This window comes from Pseudomonas sp. Pseusp49 (assembly GCF_059491875.1).
The window spans coordinates 2,536,774-2,557,895 of the sequence record NZ_CP168514.1; the positions used below are offsets into that span (position 1 = coordinate 2,536,774).

The 21,122-nt window shown below is 62.8% G+C and carries 13 protein-coding genes and 2 pseudogenes; 5 read left to right on the forward strand and 10 right to left on the reverse strand.

Annotated elements, in window-relative coordinates; all coding sequences use genetic code 11:
• Window positions 1-3 precede the first annotated feature (3 nt).
• From ACEN83_RS11540 to ACEN83_RS11550, 3 genes are all read left to right on the forward strand, one after another.
• A complete protein-coding gene (locus ACEN83_RS11540) occupies window positions 4-849 on the forward strand; it encodes an ABC transporter permease (RefSeq protein ID WP_495580339.1) in 846 nt (281 codons plus the stop codon).
• Window positions 846-2,648, forward strand: a complete 1,803-nt coding sequence (locus tag ACEN83_RS11545) for a dipeptide ABC transporter ATP-binding protein (protein WP_495580340.1) — start codon at window positions 846-848, stop codon at window positions 2,646-2,648. Before ACEN83_RS11540 ends, ACEN83_RS11545 begins: the two co-directional genes overlap by 4 nt.
• 371 nt (window positions 2,649-3,019) lie before the next feature.
• The gene (locus tag ACEN83_RS11550; RefSeq protein WP_495580341.1) at window positions 3,020-3,478 is read left to right on the forward strand and encodes an REP-associated tyrosine transposase; all 459 of its coding nucleotides are present in this window, start codon (window positions 3,020-3,022) and stop codon (window positions 3,476-3,478) included.
• Window positions 3,479-3,522: 44 nt separating this feature from the next.
• Here ACEN83_RS11550 and ACEN83_RS11555 read toward each other — a convergent pair whose 3' ends face one another.
• The 6 genes and pseudogenes from ACEN83_RS11555 to ACEN83_RS11580 form a co-directional block, all read right to left on the reverse strand.
• Entirely contained in the window at window positions 3,523-4,608 is a 1,086-nt protein-coding gene (locus ACEN83_RS11555) for an LLM class flavin-dependent oxidoreductase (protein WP_492586470.1), read from the reverse strand.
• A 30-nt stretch (window positions 4,609-4,638) separates the two neighbouring features.
• Window positions 4,639-7,221: pseudogene (locus ACEN83_RS11560) on the reverse strand (TonB-dependent receptor plug domain-containing protein).
• 140 nt (window positions 7,222-7,361) lie between these two features.
• Window positions 7,362-8,948 (reverse strand): ABC transporter substrate-binding protein, encoded by a 1,587-nt coding sequence (locus tag ACEN83_RS11565; protein ID WP_495580342.1) that lies wholly within the window; start codon window positions 8,946-8,948, stop codon window positions 7,362-7,364.
• Between the two features lie 4 nt (window positions 8,949-8,952).
• Window positions 8,953-10,161 carry an LLM class flavin-dependent oxidoreductase gene (locus ACEN83_RS11570; RefSeq protein ID WP_429398703.1) on the reverse strand — a complete coding sequence of 403 codons (1,209 nt, stop codon included), beginning with the start codon at window positions 10,159-10,161 and terminating at the stop codon, window positions 8,953-8,955.
• Between the two features lie 15 nt (window positions 10,162-10,176).
• On the reverse strand, window positions 10,177-11,400 hold the full coding sequence (locus ACEN83_RS11575; protein WP_495580343.1) for a lipase family protein: 1,224 nt from the start codon (window positions 11,398-11,400) through the stop codon (window positions 10,177-10,179).
• A gap of 14 nt (window positions 11,401-11,414) precedes the next feature.
• Window positions 11,415-12,488 (reverse strand): ABC transporter substrate-binding protein, encoded by a 1,074-nt coding sequence (locus ACEN83_RS11580; RefSeq protein WP_495580344.1) that lies wholly within the window; start codon window positions 12,486-12,488, stop codon window positions 11,415-11,417.
• Between the two features lie 1,070 nt (window positions 12,489-13,558).
• Here ACEN83_RS11580 and ACEN83_RS11585 point away from each other — a divergent pair.
• Window positions 13,559-14,641 carry a sigma-54 interaction domain-containing protein gene (locus tag ACEN83_RS11585; RefSeq protein ID WP_104448637.1) on the forward strand — a complete coding sequence of 361 codons (1,083 nt, stop codon included), beginning with the start codon at window positions 13,559-13,561 and terminating at the stop codon, window positions 14,639-14,641.
• Window positions 14,642-15,084: 443 nt separating this feature from the next.
• Entirely contained in the window at window positions 15,085-15,381 is a 297-nt protein-coding gene (locus ACEN83_RS11590) for a DUF6124 family protein (protein WP_495580345.1), read from the forward strand.
• A 326-nt stretch (window positions 15,382-15,707) separates the two neighbouring features.
• Here ACEN83_RS11590 and ACEN83_RS11595 read toward each other — a convergent pair whose 3' ends face one another.
• The 4 genes and pseudogenes from ACEN83_RS11595 to ACEN83_RS11610 form a co-directional block, all read right to left on the reverse strand.
• Window positions 15,708-16,724 carry a phosphotransferase enzyme family protein gene (locus tag ACEN83_RS11595; RefSeq protein ID WP_495580346.1) on the reverse strand — a complete coding sequence of 339 codons (1,017 nt, stop codon included), beginning with the start codon at window positions 16,722-16,724 and terminating at the stop codon, window positions 15,708-15,710.
• Window positions 16,725-16,733: 9 nt separating this feature from the next.
• The gene (locus tag ACEN83_RS11600; RefSeq protein ID WP_495580347.1) at window positions 16,734-18,014 is read right to left on the reverse strand and encodes an aspartate aminotransferase family protein; all 1,281 of its coding nucleotides are present in this window, start codon (window positions 18,012-18,014) and stop codon (window positions 16,734-16,736) included.
• Window positions 18,007-19,320 carry an amino acid permease gene (locus ACEN83_RS11605; protein ID WP_495580348.1) on the reverse strand — a complete coding sequence of 438 codons (1,314 nt, stop codon included), beginning with the start codon at window positions 19,318-19,320 and terminating at the stop codon, window positions 18,007-18,009. The genes ACEN83_RS11600 and ACEN83_RS11605 overlap by 8 nt, the downstream gene beginning before the upstream one ends.
• A gap of 493 nt (window positions 19,321-19,813) precedes the next feature.
• Window positions 19,814-20,839 (reverse strand): annotated as a pseudogene (locus ACEN83_RS11610) (methyl-accepting chemotaxis protein); the annotation flags it as partial.
• Window positions 20,840-21,122: the final 283 nt, after the last annotated feature.

Below are 21,122 nucleotides of genomic sequence, written 5' to 3' on the forward strand. Positions count from 1 at the left end.
TGCATGACTGATTCGCGACGCGTTCGCTGGCACCTGTGGCTGGCCGAACCGCAAACCCGCAAGGGCGCGGTGATCACTTCGCTGGTGGTGGCGCTGGCGCTTTTGGGGCCGTGGCTGGCGCCCCACAGCCCGACAGAAATGGTCGGTTCGGTGTATGGCGCCCCCGTGGGCAAGGCCTTGCTGGGGTATGACTTTCTCGGGCATGACGTGTTGTCGCGCTTGCTCAGCGGCGGCGTGTCGGTACTGTGGATGTCAGTGGCGGCAGCCTCGATTGCGTTGCTGGTGGGCAGCTCCCTGGGCCTGTTGGCGGGGTTCTCCCGACGGCGCCTGGATCAATTGATTACTTGGCTGGCGGACGTGTCGCTGGCCTTTCCCGACCTGATTCTGGTGCTGTTGATCGTCTCCATGCTCGGCCGCGCGCCCTGGCTCATTGTGCTGACCGTGGCCATTGCCTTCACCCCCGGGGTCATTCGCCTGGCCCGGGGCAGCGCCGTGGCCGTGGCGGGGCAGGAGTTCGTCGAGGCCGCACAGATGATGGGTTATTCGCGGCGACGGATTCTGTTCAAGGAAATCCTGCCGAACATCCTCACGCCGCTGCTGGTGCACTTCGGCAACATGCTGACCTGGGGCGTGGGCATGCTCTCGGGGCTGAGTTTTCTCGGTTACGGCGTGGCGCCGCCGACCGCCGACTGGGGGCTGATGATCAACGAGAACCAGGCCGGGTTGCTGGTACAGCCCTGGGCGGTGTTGGCGCCGGCCATCCTGATTGGCATCTTTGCCTATGGCACCAACATTCTGGCCGAAGGCATTGGCCGCAGCAGCTCACGGATCGGAGAAAAACAGCCATGAACGCCATTGCCGGGATCGAGTCCCGTCCCCCCGTATTGAACGCGCAGGTGTTGCAGGTGCGGGATCTGCGGGTCGAGTTGCCGGGACAGATTGATGTGCTGTCCGATGTGACCTTCAGCCTCGAGGCCGGAGAAATTCTGGGATTGGTTGGCGAATCGGGGTCGGGCAAAACCACCCTGGCGACAGCCTTGCTGGCTCATGCACGAAGGGGCGCGCGGATTGTCGGTGGGCAGGTCGAGGTGTCCGGGCAATCGATGTTGACGTTGCAGGGCGAGGCCTTGCGCCAGGCCCGTGGCAGCCTGATCGGGTATGTGGCCCAGGACCCTGCGACGGCCCTCAATCCGGCGCTGCGTATTGGCAGCCTGCTGCGCGAAACGCTGGGGGCGCATCAGATTCAACTCGATCGCGCCGCACAAGAACAGCGCATCGTCGAGACCTTGCGCGATGTCGGCCTGCCCGATGATGCGCAGTTTCTGCGCCGCTTTCCCCATCAACTGTCCGGCGGGCAGCAGCAGCGGGTGATGCTGGCGCTGGCCTTTGTCCTGCGCCCGGCATTGATCGTCCTCGATGAGCCCACGACCGCGCTGGACGTCACCACCCAGGCCCACATCCTGGCGACGTTGCGCCGGCTGTGCAAAAGCCTGGGGGTGGCCGCGGTGTATGTGTCCCATGACCTCGCGGTGATCAAGGATCTGGTGGACCGGGTGATGGTGATGTATGCCGGGCGTATTGTCGAAGTCGCCCAGCGCTCGGCGCTGTTTCATCAGCCGGCGCACCCCTACACGCGGGGCTTGCTGGCGGCGATTCCCGACGTTGCGCAGCGCCGGGATCTTCAGGCGATCCCGGGGCATGCACCGGCACCGGGGCAGCGGCCGTCGGGGTGTGCTTTCGCGCCAAGGTGTGCGCGTCGGGTCGCCGCGTGCGCGGTGGTCGAACCGGGACTGCGGGACCTGTCGTCACAGCAAAGGGTCGCGTGCCTGGACCCGTATCTTCAGGCGTTGCCGGTGGTTGGCCAGATACCCGAGTTACCGGCCATCGAGGCGCTGGCGCGTGCGCCGTTGCTGGAGATCAAGGATCTGAACGTGGCCTACGACCGCCAGGTGCTGTTCGATGTTTCTCTGAAGGTGGCCTCCGGGGAGTGCCTGGCGCTGGTGGGTGAGTCCGGCTCGGGCAAGACCAGCCTGGCGCGTGCCGTGGCCGGGCTGGGCGAAAACGCCGAGGGTGAACTGTTTTATGCCGGTGAGTCGTTGAGTCTGTCGGCGCGCCAGCGTGACGCGGTGCAACGGCATCAGATCCAGTACATCTTCCAGAACCCGTACCGCGCGTTGAACCCACGGCAATCGGTTTATCAGACCCTGAGCGCGCCGTTGGAGCATTTTTTCGGCATCAAGGGCGCTGCCGCACGGGAACGCGTGGAGGCGGTGCTCAAGCGGGTCTCGCTGCCGGTCTCGGTGGCAGACCTGTATCCCCACAGTCTGTCCGGTGGCGAGCGTCAGCGCGTGGCAATCGCCCGGGCGCTGGTGTGCGAGCCGAAGCTGCTGATCTGCGACGAAATCACCTCGGCGCTGGACGTGTCGGTGCAGGCCTCGATCCTGGCGCTGTTGCAGCAACTGCAGCGAGAGGGACTGACCCTGCTGTTCGTCACCCACGACCTCGGCGTGGTCCGCACCATCGCCGACCGCGTGCTGGTGCTGAAACTGGGACGCGTGGTGGAGCAGGGGGCGGTGGACCAGGTACTGGATCAACCGCAGGCGGCCTATACCCATACGCTGCTCGAAAATTCCCCGACATTGAGGTGATACCGGTATCGCCATCGCTGGCAAGCCAGCTCCTACAAATGGCCGCTGCGAATACGACCCTGTAGGAGCCGGCTTGCCGGCGATGCGATGGTGAAAGTGCCGCTGCCATCGCTGGCAAGCCAGCTCCTACAAATGGCCGCTGCGAATACGACCCTGTAGGAGCCGGCTTGCCGGCGATTCGATGGTGAAAGTGCCGCTGCCATCGCTGGCAAGCCAGCTCCTACAAATGGCTGCTGCGAATACGACCTTGTAGGAGCCGGCTTGCCGGCGATGGCGTTCGTACGGACACATCCGGAACCAGACATTGGCGACGACATTCATCCTCGCGCTCTAGCCTTGTGATTCTGTCTTGAACACAAGAGGGCAATGGAATGCCTGATCTTCCTCACGCGAGTCGGCTACGCGCCGGGCGTTATTCCCAATCCGGGCAAATCTATTTGCTGACCGCTGTGACCCAAAACCGAGAGCCGTTGTTTGCCAATTGGCAGACCGGGCGATTACTGGTGCGGCAATTTCAACAGGCAGATACCGATAACCTGGCTGAATCCCTGGCTTGGGTAGTGATGCCGGACCATTTTCATTGGCTGGTCGAGCTGAGAGACTGCACCTTGCCCGCGTTGATGCTGGCCACCAAATCCCGTAGCGCACGAGCAATCAATGCCAACCTCGGACGCAATGGACGACTATGGCAAAAAGGCTTTCATGACCGGGCCATTCGACGTGAAGAGGACTTGCTGGCGGTGGCACGTTACGTCATTGCCAATCCGATACGGGCAGGTCTTGTCAGGCGTGTACACGATTACCCATTGTGGGACGCAAAATGGCTGTAGGAGCCGGCTTGCCGGCGATGGCGTCGATGAGCCTTGCTCCGCTATTACGCCACACGCGCCTTTCTCCGGCGTGCTTCTTCGCGCACCGCCGGGATTATCCAGCGCCCGTAATCAACCGTGTCGTAGAGCGGGTCGTAGCCACGGTTGAGAAAGGTGGTCACACCCAGATCCACGTAGTCGAGCAACGCCTGGGCCACGGTTTCCGGGGTGCCGACCAGGGCTGTCGTGTCGCCATAGGCACCGACGGCGGTGGCGGTGGGCATCCACAGCGCACGGTCATGACGGTCGCCCAGGGCCGCGGCGGCCAGCAAGCGTTCGGAGCCGGTGCCCTTGATGCGTTTTTGCCAGGGGCTGCCGGCCGCGAACTGTGGATTGGCCTTGATCTGTTCGAGGATCTGTTGCGCCCGTTGCCACGCCAGTTCCTCGGTCGCGCCAAGGATCAAACGCACGGACAGACTGACCCTGGGCGCCTCCACACCCGCCGCGCCGGCGGCCGCGCGAAGCTTGCCGATCTGCTCGGCCACACCGCTCAAAGGCTCACCCCACAAGGCATACAGGTCTGCGTGCTTGACGGCGATCTGATAGGCGATATCCGAAGACCCGCCAAAGGAAATCGGGATGTGCGGTTTCTGCAGCGGCTTGACCGGTGAGAAGGCGCCCTTGATGTTGAAATACTGCCCCTCGAAGTCGAAAGGCTCTTCAGCGGTCCAGGTGCGCCGGACGATCTCCAGGTACTCATCGGTGCGTTTATAGCGCTCGGTCTTGTCCAGCAGGAAGTCGCCTTCCTGGGGCTCGGCGGTGATGCCGGTAATGGCGTGCAGGCGAATCCGTCCGCCGCCCGTGGTGTGATCCAGTGTCGCAAAGGCCCTGGCGGCGACGGTCGGCGCGGTGAGGGCCGGGCGGTGGGCGATCATGAACCCCAGGCGCTCGGTGTGCGCGGCGGCGTAGGCGGCGATCTGCAAACTGTCCGCGCTGCCCGGGCCGCTGGCGATCAGCACCCGGTCGAAGCCGGCGTGCTCGTGGGCACGGGCGTGGTGACGGATAAACTCCAGATCGAAATCCGGGCTGCGAACGCCTCGGGTCTCGGACCACTGGCGGGGGAAAATCATGCCGACGAATTCAATGGACATGGGAACACTCCTGATGGCGGTAAAGCGGGCTTAGAACTGGTAATCCACCTGGGCCAGCAACGTGCGGCCGGGCATGGGTTGCAGGAAGGTATTGGTGGAGCCGGCCAGGCCGCTGACGAAGTTCAGTTCGTTGGTCAGGTTGAGCACGCGCAGCGTGGTGCTCCACTGCGGTTGGCGGTAATACACAGCGAGGTCGAGGTTGTACTCGTCGGGGATCTTCACGGTCTTGCTCAGGTTCAGGTACCAACTGCTCGTCCACCAGCCGGAGAGCTCGGCACCAAAGCCTGAATCAAAGCGATAGTCGACATAGCCACTGGCGGTGTACTCGGGTATCTGCACCGCGTCGAAGCGCCCGGACGGTCGCTGGTTCAGGCTGTTGTTGTCGCCGAACACCGTGCCGTTGTCGGGAATGAAGCCCGCCGAAGCAAAACCGGCCTGGGAGGCAAATTCGTTGTAGGCGCTGAGTTTTGTAAGGTTCAGGGCTGTGCGCAGGTGATTGTCCGGCTGGTAGCGAAGGGTCGACTCCACGCCCTTGATCACCAGCCGGGCAATGTTGTTATTGCTGTCGGGTGACTGGTCCCGCGCCTGCTTGAAGGCGGCCAGGGTCATGAACAGTTCGTTGGGCACGGGTTCGACTTTCAATCCGACTTCGTGCAGCACGCTCAGGCTTTCGAACGCCAGCGGGTTGAGCAGGTTCGCGCCAGCGCCGCTGCCCCAGCCCAGGCCGTTGGAGAAGAACCCGGTATTGACTGCCAGTGAGCGATCGAAGGTGTAGTACAGCGTGCTGTTTTCGGTCGGTTTGACGTACGGACTGACCTGGAACGCAAACAGTCGGTAATTGTCGCTGTCCTTGCGAGGATTACCGCCGGCCAGCACAAAGGGGTTGTCGATTTCAGCGTCGATCCAGCTCCGGCTCGCGCCGATGTTCAGGCCCGCACGGTCGCCGAAACGCAGGTTGTGCTGGGTGAACAACGTCTGGGTGGACCAGGTACTTTCTGCGGTGTAGGGCGCGACGGATTCGGCGTACAACCCATGGCCAGCCGGGTACATCGGCGGCAGATTAAGCCAGCCATAGGTGTTGGAAAACTGCGGTACACCGGCCTGGCCGATCCAGGCAGCGTTGCCGCCGGCGGGGTTGGCACCGGTCAGTGCCAGCAGATCCCCAGGATTCTTGCCCGACGGGTCCTGGGTCAGGTCATAGGCGTTGATTGTCGAGCCGAAACTGTTGTTGGCGGCGATCGACTGGTTGAACTCGCGTCGGTAGATCAGCCCTGTATTGCTGTCATCACGCAGGGTCAAGCCGCCCAGTTGCACTTCATTGCGCGAGCGGAACTCGAAGCGGTTGTCGAAAATATTGTCCTTGGACTACACCTGGAACGACCCGACGGCATCGGTCATGTCCCGTGAGCGCTGGTAAAACGTATTGTTGGCCAAGGTGATGGTCGGCGTCAGATCCGCCTCCACCCGCAGTTGCGTGGCGAAGCGTCGCGAGGTGTTTTGATCTTCGTCGCGCTGGCCGGTCTGGGAGGACAGGGAGGTCAGGCCGTTACCGGCGAGCGAAGGGTCATACACCCAGCCGCGCAGGCTGCCAGGGTTGCTGCGGGTGTTGGGGGAGGCGGACTGGAAACTGCCATCGACAACGCTGTATTGCCCCTGGGCGTTACGCTGGCGCTTGACCCAGCCCAGGGTCGGCGCATCGGCGGCACCGGAGGCCAGTACCGGCGACCACAGGGTGTTGCCGTTCTGGATGATCGGTGTAGCGCGCCCGGCGTAGTATTTGCCGCTGTCCACCAGTTTCTGGTTGGCGCGGTTCCAGCCGTGGGTGATGTTGTAATCGTAGTAGTCGTCGTAACTGGCATTCCAGTCGACGCGCACGTTGTCATTGCGCCAGGCCAGCGCGCCGTAGAACGCGTCGAAATTGTTGTCGACGTTGTCGTAGAAGTCTTCCTGACGCTGCTTGGTGATGCTGATGCGATAGGCCAGGTTGTCACTCAGCGGCCCGGTGTTATCGACGCTGAATTTCGAGGCGTCGCGGGATTCACCGTCAGGCACCCAACTGCCCACCTCGCCACTGAGCCTGGTTTTGAATTCACTGAAGTTCGGCTTTTTGCTCAGGTAATTGACGTAACCGCCACTGCCTGACACCGAACCATAGGTCACCGAAGACGGTCCGGCGACGATGTCGGCGCCTTCATAGGCGTTGAAGTTGGCGGGATGGCGCACGCTGTAAGCCCGCTGACCGTCCTGGAACACTTCAGACCCCTGGGCGCGGAACTGCGGCGCGATCCCGGCATTCTGCCCGCCACCGCGAGTGATGCCCGGCGCGTATTTGACCAGGTCGTCAGCGCTGCGGATCGGGTCGTTGGCCAACTGCTCGGCGTTGACCTGGGTGATCGAGCGCGGGGTGTCGATCACCTTGGTTTCGATACCGCCGTAGACCGACGACTCCGGTCGGGTGGGCAGGGCGTCATCGTCGGAATCGCTGGCGCTGGCTTGCACGGTGACGGTTTGCAGTTGAGTGTCGGCGGCGAAGGTGGGTATCGAAAATGCCGACACCACCGCCATGGCCAGGGCGGAGCGTTTTACAGGCAAACGAAAGGCGATAGAGGGCATGACTGAATGAGCCTCGTGAAAATAATGGGGGATGTGTAGGAGCTGCCGCAGGCTGCGATCTTTTGATCTTTGATATCGCTGAAAAGCAAGGTCAAAAGATCGCAGCCTGCGGCAGCTCCTACAGGGGGGCGCGTGTTCTTTCAGCTTGTGTTCTTGAGCCAGAGCTTTTCAAAGCGCCAGGTGCTGAACAGCGACTCTTCGGCCGCCGCGCCGCCGACGCGGTTGGCCACACTGTCGAGCAAATCGGCGTAACCCCAGATCAACAGGCCGCCGCGTTCGTACTGGATCTGCTGAACCTGGTGGACCAGGGCCTTGCGCTTTTCCAGGTCGGGTTGGGCCATGGCCGCCAGGAACAATTCGCTGAACTGCGGATCGTTGAAATGGGTCTTGTTCGACACGGCAAACGGCGCGTCGGTGTGAATCGCACTGGCCAGGAAGGGCGCGCCGATGCTGCCGCCGGTACTCAGCGTCCAGTCGTTGCGTTGCGGTCCCTGAAAAGTGGCCAGGTCGACCTGCTTGACCTTGAGGGTGACGCCGATGCGCCTGGCTTGTTCGGCCAGCACCAGCGCCGACGTCAGCCCCGGCCCCGGTGTCGTCACCAGTTCCAGCTCCAGGTTTTCATGCCCGGCTTCCTTGAGCAGTTGCGCCGCCCGCTGCGGGTCGTGAGGGCGCGGCCCCAGGCTGTGGTTGAAGGTCGGATCGCTCGGTGCGTAGAGGTCATTGGCCACGCGGCCCTGACCGTTGAGCGCCCGGCGTACCAGTTCCTCCCGGTCGGCCAACAGGCGGAATGCCTCGCGCACCCGGGGGTCGTTGAACGGTGGCTTGTCGAGGTTCATGTCGAACGACAACCAGTTGCCGGTCACCGATTTGAGCACCCTGAGCCTTGGATCGCGCTGCAGCACTTCCAACTGCTCGGTGGGCATCACGTTGGCCATGTCGATCTGCCCGGAACGCAGGGCCGCCAGGCGCGAAACCTGATCCTTGAAGTCGATGATTTCCAGCTCGTCGGCGTAGGGTTTGCCCTCCTTGTAGTAGTTCTCGAACCGCGTGAACAGCGAGCGCTGGCCAGGGGTGAAGCTTTTCAGTTTGTAGGGGCCGGCGCCCACCGGGTTGGTCACCGGGTGATAATCCACCGGCACGATCCCGCCAAAATTGACCCAGGTTTCCGCCAGCGGCATGTAGCTGCGGCCCTCGCGAAAGTTCAGGCGCACGGTGCGCGAATCGAGCTTGACCAGGTTGTTGCGGTCCACCCAGTGCAACAGCGCGGCATAGGGCGAGGCCAATTGCGGATCGGTAAGACGGCGAATCGAGAAGATCAGGTCATCGGCATCGATGGTCTTGCCATGGTGGAACTCCAGGTCCGGGCGCAGGCGCAGCGTCCAGCTGCTGGCATCGGCATTCGGTTCGGCGAACTCGGCCAGGGCCAGGCGCGGCTGCATCTGTTCGTCCCATTCCCACAGCTTGCTGTACAGCGCAAAGCCGCGAACGATGCCGCTGCCGATGGGTTTGTGCGCGTCGAGGTTGCCGCTCTGGTTGCCGTCGAGAATGCCCAGGCGCAGGCGTCCGCCATAGCGCGGCTCAAGGTCGGCAGTGGCGTTGACGGCGGGCTTCTCGCTGCTCGGGCCGCAGCCGCTGAGCAGTCCGCCACCGAGCAGCAAACCACCGCCAAGCAGGGCGCTGTGGCCGAGAAAATCCCGGCGGCTGATGAAGGAGTGATCGTCGCTCATGGCATCAGGCTCCCGCCGGGCCATTGGCGGAACGCAGTTCCAGCGGCGCTGGAGCAGGGCGGCTCAGTTCGCTGCGCTCGCCGCGAAAGTGCGGCAGGATGTGCTCGCCCAGGCGATAGGCTTCTTCCAGGTGCGGGTAGCCGGCGAGGAAGAACAGATCGATGCCGATGGCGTTGTACTCGCGAATCCGCGCCACGACATTTTCATGACTGCCCACCAGCGCGCAGCCCGGCGGAATACCGATGTAGCCGAAACCGGTCCAGACGTTAGGGTGGATGAAAAAGTCGTCGAAGCCTTGGGTCTCGGTCTTTTGTGCGAACTGGTTTTCGTAGCTGAGCTTGCGTGCCGTGCGCAATCCGGCATGGGCCGCCACCGCCTTGACCGCGCCCCTGGCGATGCCTTCGTCGAAGAAACGCTTGGCTTCGGTGCGGGCCAGTTCCTCGGTCTCCCGGGTAATGACATCGATCGATAGGCCGAAGCGAATGTCGGTGCGTCCGTACTTCAGTGCCCGTTCACGAATATCGGCAATCAGCGCGGCAATCTCATCCGGATGCTCGGCGCGCATCAGGTAGAAGTCGGCGTGTTTGGCGGCGAATTCCCGGGCCGGGATCGATGAGCCGGCGGTGCAGATCAGTGGCAGCTCGGCCTTCTTCAAGGGCCCGCGCAAACCACCCCCTTCGGCCTTGTAGAATTTGCCCTCGTAGTGGAAGTTCTCGTTGTGCCAATAGCCCTTGACCACGTCCATGAACTCGATGGCCCGTTCATAGCGTTCATCGTGGTCGCTGAAGTCACCGACCTGACGCTGAATCGCATCCGAGCCACCATTGATGATGTTCCAGACCAGGCGGTTGCCGGTGGCGCGCTGATAGGTCGCGGCTTGCTGCACCGCCACCCACGGCGTGTAGTGATAGGGCTGGAACGCCGTGACGAATTTCAGCGTGCGGGTTTCCCGGGCCAGCAGCGAGCAGACGGTCCAGGGTTCTTCGCCCGAGGGGGCGTTGACCATCAGGGCACCGCCGAAGCCGTTGATCTCTGCAGCCTTGGCGATCTGCCCGAGATAATCGATATAGGTGAAGTGGTCACCGACGCTGAATGCCGAGACCGCGCCGGTACTCGGGCCGCCGCGATGCCAGTCGCCGCGGTTGCGCGGGTCGCCGGGGAGGAACTGGGTTTCACCGTGAAGCGGCAGGCGGGTGAAAAATTCAATGCTCATGTCGAGGGCTCCGTCTCACTGCACGCTGGGATTGCAGATCGGGGTGATGGGCTGGTCGTTGATGACCTTGTGGGCGAAAGGCACCGAATCCTTGAGGGACGCGTTGACCGTTTCGCTATGGCCCAAGCCTTTGTAAAGATGGCCTTCGACCACCGAGCCGGTTTTGCAGGCGTCCTGCATCAGCGCGACTTGAGTCGAGGCCGCCGGGGTTTTGTCCTCGGCGCCGGTGCCGATGAAAATTGGCTGGGCCAGTTTCAGCGTCGGGTAGGACACTTGTTTCTGCCACAGGGCAAGCTGGTCGCCCTTGTAGTCCTTTTTCGCATTGGCCGGGGTCAGGCCGACGCCCACCACATCGCTGACCAGCGCCGCCAGGCAACTGGTGCGGGCCTGCTCGAACAGTGGCAGCGCCTTGTCGGTGTAGAAGTCCCTGGGGTTGATGCCGGGGTCGTATTGCTGGGCCGCGAGCAGGGTGTAGAAACCGTAGGCGAGGGAAGCATCGACTTTGTCCGGGTCCTGTTCACCGACGTTTTTCGCGCCCACGGTGTAAATCACGCCGGTGCCGATGCTGCCTTTGACGCCGAGGTCAGGTGCATAAGTCGGGGCGTAGGCTGCCGAGGCGAATGCCCCCGCGCCGCCCTGGGACTGACCGACGATCAACACTTTGTTGGCCAGCCCCGGTACGCCGGCGACCACCGCCCTGGCCGCATCGAGAATGCCGTAGGCGGCCATGCGATTGTTCAGCAGCGGATGGCCACCGGGTACGCCGAGGCCCTGATAATCGGTGGCGACAATGGCATAGCCTTCGTCCAGCCAGCGGCTGAGGTACTGCACGTCGCGATAGGAGCGGCCTTGCCAGGACGGCGCACAAACGTCCGCGACACCGACCGTGCCGTGGCCCCAACTGGCGACCGGCCAGCCACCGGCGGGCGCCTTGCCCTTGGGCAGGAACAACGTGCCGGAGACCACGATCGGGGTCTTGTTATCAATGCCGTCGGTGGAGCTGTAGAGAATCCGCCGGGCGCTGGCCGCGTTGGGCAGGCTCAAGGTTTTTTCCAGTGGCTCGCTGCGCAGCAGCTTGCCCGGCGTGGACGGGATCACCTCTTGCCAGGTGTAGAACGCCGAGACTCGGCCATCACCTTGCAGCGGATCGGGTTTCGGCGCGTGTGCACCGGCGGCCATGGCACTCAAGGACAGCGCCAGCACACTCAGACCGAAAGCGAATTGTTGCGGCAGTTTCATCAGGAATTCCCTATTCATGGATTGTTGCTGACCTGGCCACGCAGGCCCGGCCAGTAGTCGGTGAGCTTCAGATCGATAAGCGCCTGGTTGGTGAAACCGGTGGCCAGCGATGGGGTGATGTCGTAGTTGTCGCGAATCAGCTGATTGGCCAGGGCGTAGGCGGTCAGGGCCTGGTAATGCGCCTTGAGTTGCTGGTCGCTCTTGGGGGCCCAGCGCTCTTTCCAGGCCACGGGATCGTTCAAGTCATCGCGACGCAGCACGCTTTCAGCCGTGCCGGCGCGGGAGGACAGTTGGTAATAGGCGTCCTGGTTCTGCTCCTGGGAAGTCCACCAGGCGGCCTTGACCCAGGCAGTCGCCAGTAGCTGAGTGATGTCCGGGTGTTGGGCGACGAAACGGTCGGTGCCCCAGAGGTCGGACACCAGGCGCCAGTCGTTGGCCCCTTGCTTGGTCGACCAGATGATCTTGCCCACGCCTTTGTCTTCCAGGGCATAGGCCTCGCTGAGCAGCACGGCGGCATCCACTTTGCCGGCCGATACCGCCGCCGCGCCGACTTGCGGATTGAGGTTGGCGATCTTGAAATCGTCGAGCTTCAGGCCCTTGCTGGCGAGGAAGTTGCTGAAGGCGAACTCCCAGGGACGCCCGCGATGCAGGGCCAGGCGCTTGCCCTTGAGGTCTTCGATGGTCTTGGCCTCGGAGCCGGCCGGAACCACCAGGTAGATGTTGTTGCCACTGCCACCCGGAACGATCAGCTTGCCCGGTACACCGCCCGCGCCAGCGATCACCGAAGGCAGGTCGCCGCGTACGGCGAAGTCGATGCTGTTGTTGCTGAAGCCTTCGTTGATCTGCGGACCGGCGCCGGCGTGGGGCAGGGCGATCCAATCCAGCTTCACGCCACGCTGGCTTAGTTGCTGCTCAAGCCAGCCGTCCTCGATCACCCGGCCAGCGATACCGCCAAACACCGGCTTGCCGCCTTGCGTGTAGGCAACAATGGCGATCTTCACCGAGGCCGGAGCCTGTTCGGCCAGTGCGGTGGCACTGAGCAGTAAACCGGTCAATGCGACCAGGCTGTTGCGCCAGAAACGTTTCATTGAAATCTCCCTAAGTGGCCATTGGCGAAACACGCGTTGTAGGAGCCGGCCCTTGAGCCTTGCGCCGCTGTTGCGGGCGCCATCGCTGGCAAGCCAGCTCCTACAGATTTCACGTTGTGTACACATTCCTTGTAGGAGCCGGCTTGCCGGCGATGAGGCCTTTGAGCCTTGCGCCGCTGTTGCGGGCGCCATCGCTGGCAAGCCAGCTCCTACAGATTTCACGTTGTGTGCACATTCCTTGTAGGAGCCGGCTTGCCGGCGATGAGGCCCTTGAGCCTTGCGCCGCTGTTGCGGGCGCCATTGCTGGCAAGCCAGCTCCTACAGATTTCACGTTGTGTGCACATTCCTTGTAGGAGCCGGCTTGCCGGCGATGAGGCCCTTGAGCCTTGCGGCGCTGTTGCGGACGCCATCGCTGGCAAGCCAGCTCCTACAGATTTCACGTTGTGTGCACATTCCTTGTAGGAGCCGGCTTGCCGGCGATGAGGCCCTTGAGCCTTGCGCCGCTGTTGCGGGCGCCATCGCTGGCAAGCCAGCTCCTATAGATTTCACGTTGTGTACACATTACTTGTAGGAGCCGGCTTGCCGGCGATGAGGCCCTTGAGCCTTGCGCCGCTGTTGCGGACGCCATCGCTGGCAAGCCAGCTCCTACAGATTTCACGTTGTGTGCACATTCCTTGTAGGAGCCGGCTTGCCGGCGATGAGGCCCTTGAGCCTTGCGCCGCTGTTGCGGGCGCCATTGCTGGCAAGCCAGCTCCTACAAAAAATCCACGCGGTGTGGCGATGTGTGGATTTGTGTTGGGAGGGAGAGAGCAGATTGCATGCCATAGCGTGAAAATCAGGCTGCAGGCCTTGCGTGGCGGGCTTCTGGCGGGTCTTTCAGGCGTGGGGAGAGAGCGGTAGGTGCTGATCTGCAAGCAGGGTGATGCCTGTCCGTTGCTGCTCCAGCAGCAGGCTGGAAGCAATTGAATGCGATATGCATATTAGGAATATATAAATACTAATTAATAATTTTTTAGTCTAATGATCTTCATGCACTATTGAGCACGCGCTTTTACTGCCAGGAATGCACCATGTCGCTGATCACTCACCCAAACGCTCGCGAATTGACCAAGTCGGTGCGGGCCACCGTCCTGGTGTTCAAGGACCCGCGATCCCAGGAATTGCTCAGTCGCATCGAGCGCCTGGCCCCGAGCGAAGCCAATACGTTAATCATTGGCGAAACCGGAACCGGCAAGGAGTTGGTCGCAAGGCATATTCACAACTTGAGCCGCAGGGGGCGTGAACCCTTTGTGGCCGTCAACTGCGGTGCCTTCGCCGAAACCCTGGTGGAAAGTGAACTGTTCGGCCATGAAAAAGGCGCGTTCACTGGCGCTGCCACGACCAAGGCCGGGTGGTTCGAGGCCGCCAATGGCGGGACGCTGTTCCTCGATGAAATCGGTGATCTGCCGTTGAACATGCAGGTCAAATTGCTGCGCGTCCTGCAGGAGCGCGAAGTGGTGCGCCTGGGGTCGCGCACCCCGATTCCAATCAACGTGCGCCTGGTGGCCGCGACCAACGTCAACCTGGCGGATGCGGTGGTTGCCGGGCATTTTCGCGAGGATCTTTTCTACCGTTTGCACGTCGCCACGATTCGCCTGCCACCCTTGCGCGAACGGCCGGGAGACATCTTGCCACTGGCCGAGTTTTTCCTCGAAGAACATTGCCAGCGACTGGGCTACAACCGAGCCACGTTGAGTGTCGAGGCGGAACGCAAACTGCTGGAGCACAGCTGGCCAGGCAACATTCGTGAGCTGGAAAACTCGATTCACCATGCCTTGCTGGTGTGCCGCAATCAGCGGGTCGCTCCCGCGGACTTGCACCTGGTGGACATGCGTTCTTCGGGCATCCGTAATGATCAGGAGCCAGCGGTTCAAACGGGCCATGCCGTTGCCGGACCGGTCGATCTGGAAGCTGCGCTCAACGCCCTGTTTGAACAGAATATTCCAGACCTGTATGAACACATCGAGGAAACCATCTTTCGCGCGGCTTACCGATTCTGCCATGGCAACCAGTTGCAGACCGGACGGTTGCTGAACATCAGCCGCAATATCGTGCGGGCGCGGCTGGAAAAGATCGGGGAATTGAACAAGCCATTGTCGGTCGGGGAGTCGTGAGCCAGCTCGCAGCCACAGTGGATCGTCGTCGAACACAAGTTCTGAGTTCACTGAAATCCACTGTGGGAGATTGCTCGCGATGGCGGTGCCAGTTCGAAGAGCCTGTTTAACGGCTGTAGGAGTAACTTCCTGCAAGCTACAACACCTTGCGGCATTGCCTACAGGTACGCCAGAATCCGCCGGCTTGTGCGCCTTGAGGTCCATCGGTAACTTGATTCGCGTCACTGATTTCCAGTGATCGGGTTTAGCAGCCCGTGGTGACACGAGGCGCATTGGCAGTCCACACAGTCAGGTATTCCCCATCCCTGCACTTGACGGCAGCTGTGCGCAGGGCGCCTTCGGGCGCGCCGGTTTCGTGTCTCCCCGGTCTGCTAACCTGCGTACAGCCGCCACCCTTCGTTTAGCAGCGAATCGGTGACGGCTCCAGTTCTGGAGACCGAACGATGTTGAAGGTTACCCCTGATCCACCGCAAGACGACGCTTGTCCCAACCCGGCCCTGCACATCATGGCCACCCCGCACAAACCCTCTTCGATGTTCACCATCAACCCGCAAATCGACACCGAAACCCTGCTGGCCCACGCCTGCGAATCGCTGGCCTCGGCGAGTGTCATGGCCAATGACCTGGCGGGCTTCCTGGAAGGCTCGCACCGCAACACCCTGCTGGGCATCGCGCAAGTGATCATGCTGGGGGAGTTGGCGGTGAATCGGGCTTTGGATCAGGTCGATCGCCCCGGCTAACCACGAACACTGTGGGAGCGGCGGTGCGGCGATCCGACTTGCCCGCGAAAGCGGTGTGTCAGTCAACATTGATGTTGGAAGTGATGGCCTCTTCGCGGGCAAGCCCGCTCCCACAGTGGATTTTTGGCGAGCTCACTTCTTGTGTTCACTGAAGATCCCTGTGGGAGCGGGCTTGCTCGCGAAAGCGGTGTGTCAGTCAACATTGATGTTGGAAGTGATGGCCTCTTCGCGGGCAAGCCCGCTCCCACAGTGGATTTTTGGCGAACTCACTTCTTGTGTTCACTGAAGATCCCTGTGGGAGCGGGCCAGCTCGCGAAGGCGGTCTATCAGACCTGCAAATATTCCCGAGCCAACAAACAAGCCCGCTCAATCAACATCGGCGCCATTTCAATCGCCGTCGGCGTGCCCTGGCGGGTGTGAATCCAGCCCAGGTACGTGGTACCACGCAGCATCAGGAACAGCGCCAGGGTCTTGCGATCCGCCTCGGTCAGCGGCTTGACCGCGTGGTAGCCGTCGAGCAGCGCGGCCTTGATCTGATCAAAGCGCGGGTCATCCAGGCAGAAGTACAGCGCGGTGGCCAACTCGAACATGTGCCAGCCAAACCCGGCATCGTCGAAGTCGATCAGGCGCAGGCGCGGGCCTTCGATCAGCAGGTTCTCGGGCACCAGGTCGGCGTGGATCATGCCGAAGTTGCCCAGGTGCCGGCCGTACTGGCGCAAGTCCTTGCGCGCCGTGCGCCGGGCCTGTTGCAGCAAATCCCGCTGCTCTTCGCTGAGCTGTTCCAGCTCCCAGAAACGCCCCCAGAACGGGTTGGCGCCGATCAGGCCTTCTTCATCCCAGGCGTGCCGGACAAACTCGTCCGGCTGCTGCCAATCCGCCGAATGCAGGTGAATGCGCGCGGCAATCGCGCCGGCCTCCCGGAACAGAAAATCGATTTCGGTATCGGCCTGTACCCCGTTCTCCGAGGTGCCGGCGGTGGCGCCCGGCAGCCAGGCGAGCATGTCGATGTGGCGCGGCTCGCCGATGGCTTGATGGGTGACTTCGACCAGATGGCTTTGATTCTGCGCACGGATGATCTGCGGCACGGTAATGCCGGCGCCGGCCAGTGCCTCCATCCATTGCAGCTCGGAACGCAGTGCGGCTTCGCAGTGATAGCCATTGCGATGGATGCGCAAGGCAACCCGCTGACCATCGTGGCGCTGGGCGGAGAACACCGCGTTCTCGCGAAACTTCACCAGTTCAATGTCGGCGAACTCGCCGTCCCACTGTTGCAGGGCATGGCGCGCCAGTTCGTGCAGACGGGCCACTTGCTGATCGTGTGGCAGGGTGTGGAATTCAGTCATGGCAGGGCCTCAAATCGCGCTCAGGGCGTGGTCCAGGGTGTCGACAAACAGGTCGGCGTGATCGCGGCCGAACACCAGCGGCGGCCGTAGCTTCAGAATGTTGTCGCCGGCGCCGATCTTGCTGATCAGCACGCCGTTCTCGCGCATGTCGTTGACCACCTTGCGCGCCTCCAGGCCGGCCGGCTCCTTGCTGGCGTGGTCGCGCACCAGTTCCATGGCGAAAAACAGGCCCTTGCCGCGCACGTCGCCGATGATCGAGTGCCTGGCGGCCAGCGCTTGCAGGCGTTGTTGCACGTAAGCGCCGACGTCTTGCGCGTTTTTCAGCAGTTGCTGTTGCTCGATCACGTCCAGCACCGCCATGCCGACCGCCGCCGCCACGGGCGAGCCACCGAAGGTGTTGAAGTACATCGCGTGGCGCCCGAAGGATTCGACCAAAGCCTTGTGGGTGATCAAGCCGGCCAGTGGATAGCCGTTACCCATGGGTTTGCCGAGGGTGACGATGTCCGGCACCACACCGTGGGCCTGATGCCCCCACAGATGATCACCGGTACGGCCGAAGCCGGACTGCACTTCGTCGGCGATGAACAGTCCGCCGGCGGCGCGAATCAGCGCGGCGGCCTTGTTGACGAAGCTGGCCGGGACCCGTGGCAGGCCTTCGTTGGCGAACAGGGTGTCGATCAGCAGCGCGGCTGGGCGAATGCCCTGGGCCTGCATCGAGGCAATCGCGGCGGCGATGTTGGCCGCGTATTGTTCGGCCAGTTGCGCCTCGGTGGTGCCGGCCGGTGCCCGGTACAGGCACGGAATCGGTACGGCGCGGGCATGGGCGGCGAAGGGTTCCGGCGAGGGCAGGGCGGTGGTGACTTGCGCCAGCGACGCCGAGTTGCCGTGGTAGTTGTAGTCACTGACGATGATGCCGGTGCCGCCACTGGCAAAGCGTGCCAGACGAAGCGCCAGCTCATTGGCCTCGCTGCCGGTGCAGGTGAACATCGCGGTGTCCAGCAGCTCGCCGAAGGTCGCGGTCAGGCGTTCGGCGTAGCGCACCACTTGCTCGTCGAGATAGCGGGTGTGGATGTTCAGCGTGGTGGCCTGGCGGTGCATGGCCTCGGTCACGTGAGGGTTGCAGTGACCGACGCAGGGCACGTTGTTGTAGACGTCGAGGTAGCGACGACCGTCGACGTCGAACAGCCAGACACCTTCGCCACGCACCAGGTGCAAGGGCTTGTCGTAGAACAGCGGTGAGGCGCTGCCCAGTACGCGATGGCGGCGTTGCAGCAGAGTGTCTTCAGGCATGGTCCGGAACCTCAATGACGGTGGCGCGACGGTTGCGCAGCAGGTAGTTGAAAATGCACAGGCTGAAGGTCACGGCGAGAGCGATCAGCATCAGCAGGTCGAGCTGGAAGCAGGCGGCGATCACCACCAGCGTCAGGGCCAGGCCCAGCCAGGCAACCAGTTTGCCGCCGAGCAAGGTGAAGGGCCGTGGCAGGTCAGGCTGGCGGGTCTTGATGCGCAGGTACGCGGCGAAGATGAACAGGTAGCCAACGTTGAGCAGCAACACGACCGCGAGCATCACGGTGGCCGGGTCCACTTCGGACAACGGCAGACCGATGGCGCCAATCAGCAACAGCGCCGGCCAGGGCGTACCGCGTTTGCCGGTCTTGCCCAGCCATTGCGGGAACAGGCCGTCGCGAGCCATGGCGAACAACTGCCGGGACGCGGCGAACACCAGCGAAAAGAAGGTAGCGATCAGGCCGAACACCGCGCCACAGCCAATCACCTTGGCCAGCCACGAACCGTCGCCGAAGGCGCTGTTGCCGGACATCGCGGCGTACAGCGGATCACCTGCCGAACCGACCAGCTCGACGCCACCGGCACCGGGTGCGCAGACCAGCACCACCAGCGCCGTCACCAGCAAGGTGCCGATCGCCGCCAGAATGCCCCGCGGCATGGTACGACCGGGGTTGTGCGCTTCTTCGGCTGCCGAACCGGTTTGCTCGACCGTGATGAACAACCAGATCGCGAAGGGCACGCAGGCGAAGATGCCGCCGAGGCTGACCGGGGTGACGACGTTGGCGGGCAGTTTCAGCAAGTTGGCCAGTTCGACATGGGGCGCCATGGCCACGCCAAAGGTGAGCAGGGCGACCACGGCGATGATGCCGGCGATAAAGGTCAGGCCCATGGCCTCACCGACACCGCGCATGTGGATGCCGATGATCACCGCGAACAGGGCGATCTTCACCGGCCAGCCACCGAGTCCGAAAATCGATTCGGTGTAGGCGCAAATGAACGTCGCTGCCGCACCGGTGCCGATGGTCAGCGCCAAGGCACAGGCGACGCCGACCAGATACCCCACGAACGGCCCGAACGCACTTTGCGCATACACGAACACGCCGCCAGCGCTGGGCAACGCCGTGGACAGTTCCGCCACGCACAAGGCCAGGCCGCCACAGAGCAGGGCCATCAACAACGTGGCGATCAGCATGTTCAGCCAGCCACCGGCCGCCAGCCCGAAGTTCCAGCCGGAAAACTGCCCGGCCACCACCAACGCAATTCCGAGGCCGGCAATCTTTGGCCAGCCCAGCGCACTTTTCTTGAGCACAGAAATCTCCCGCGACCCGAAGGTCGATTTTTTGTTTTAGTGAGATGTGGAGGGGTTCAGCGTTGCATTGCAGGGCACTTTGGAGCGGGTTGTGCCCCAGAGGTCGGCTTCGATACTACGCCGGGGGTGTGGCGCGGCAGGTGTGCGTGTGTGCCATGTGGTTGGTTGTGGGTGCCAGATGTGGGCCTGCTCGCGAAGGCGGGGTGTCAGGTGACGGTGATATTGGCTGTGCTGGCCTCATCGCGAGCAGGCTCGCTCCCACAGGGTTCTGAGGTGAGTGCAAAGTTTGAGTACACCACAAGTCACTGTGGGAGCGGGCTTGCCCGCGATGGCGGAGTGTCAGTCGATGATGATGTTGGATGTGCTGGCCTCATCGCGGGCAAGCCCGCTCCCACAGGGGATCGTGTGGTGCACCTGGAAATTGTGTGTGGCGGAAAATCCAAATGTGGGAGCGGGCTTGCTCGCGAAGGCGGTGTATCAGGCAACTCCGATCTCAGATACGAAAACTCCCCACCAACTGATTCAACCGCCCGGCCTGTTGCTCCAGCTCGGTACAGGCGTGCAACGTCGCTTGCAAATTCTCCACACCTTGCTGGTTCAGGCTGTTGATCCGGGTGATGTCGACATTAAGGGCCTCGACCACCGCCGTCTGTTCTTCCGTGGCGGCGGCGACGGACTGGTTGACATTGTCGATCTCGCCGATGCGCTGGGTCACGCTGCCCAGGCGGGAGCCGGCGAGGTTGGCGATGGTGACGCTTTCTTCGCTGTGGCGCTGGCTCTCGGTCATGGTGGTGACCGATTCCCGTGCGCCCACTTGCAGCTCTTCGATCATCTGCTGGATCTCCAGCGCCGAGGCCTGGGTGCGGCCGGCCAGGCTGCGCACTTCGTCCGCCACTACCGCAAAACCACGGCCCGCTTCACCGGCCCGCGCCGCTTCAATGGCCGCGTTGAGCGCCAGCAGGTTGGTCTGCTGGGAGATGCCCTTGATCACTTCGAGGATCTGCCCGATGTTCACGGTCTTGTCGTTGAGCACTTCGATGTTGGCGCACGAGGCGCTGATCTTGCCCGACAGTTCGTGCATCACCTCGATCGTGCGTTGCACCACCTGGCGTCCGTCCTCGGCCTGTTGCCGGGCACCGGACGCCTGGTGCGAGGCATCGCTGGCGTTGTGGGCGATCTCCTGGGCGGCCGCGCCCAACTGGTTGATCGCCGCCGCCACGCTGCTGGTGCGGGTGGATTGATCGTCGAAATTGCTCAGCGAAGCGTTCGATGCATTCAGCACGCGCCGCGCCCCTTCATTGACACCGAGTGCCGCCGAGGACACCTCGCGCATCGACTGGTGGATGCGTTCGACAAAGCGGTTGAAGGCGGTCGCCAGTTGACCGATTTCATCCCGCGATTGCACCTGCAGGCGCCGGGTCAGGTCGCCTTCGCCGAGGGAGATATCCTCCATCACGCGGGTCAGCACTTGCAGCGGCCGGGTAATGCGCCGCGCCGTGTAGCCGATCAACAGCAGGCCGAGCAGGGCCGAGCCGCCACCGAGGAGCAATTCCAGCGCGGTGCTTTGCACGCCTTGGGCGTCGAGTTCCTTTTGCAAGGTGGTCACCGGCGCCAGCAGGATGTCTTGCGGCACGCCGACCAGCACGCCCCACGGCGCGGCGCCGGCAATCGGTGACAGCGGCTCAAGCACCTTGATCTGCCGGGTGTCGACAAACACTTTGGGTTCGCCCTGGCGCAAGGCGTCCATCACCTCGGCGTTGTCCATCGGCTGGCCGAGGCGGCTGACGTCCTGGCTGTCGGCG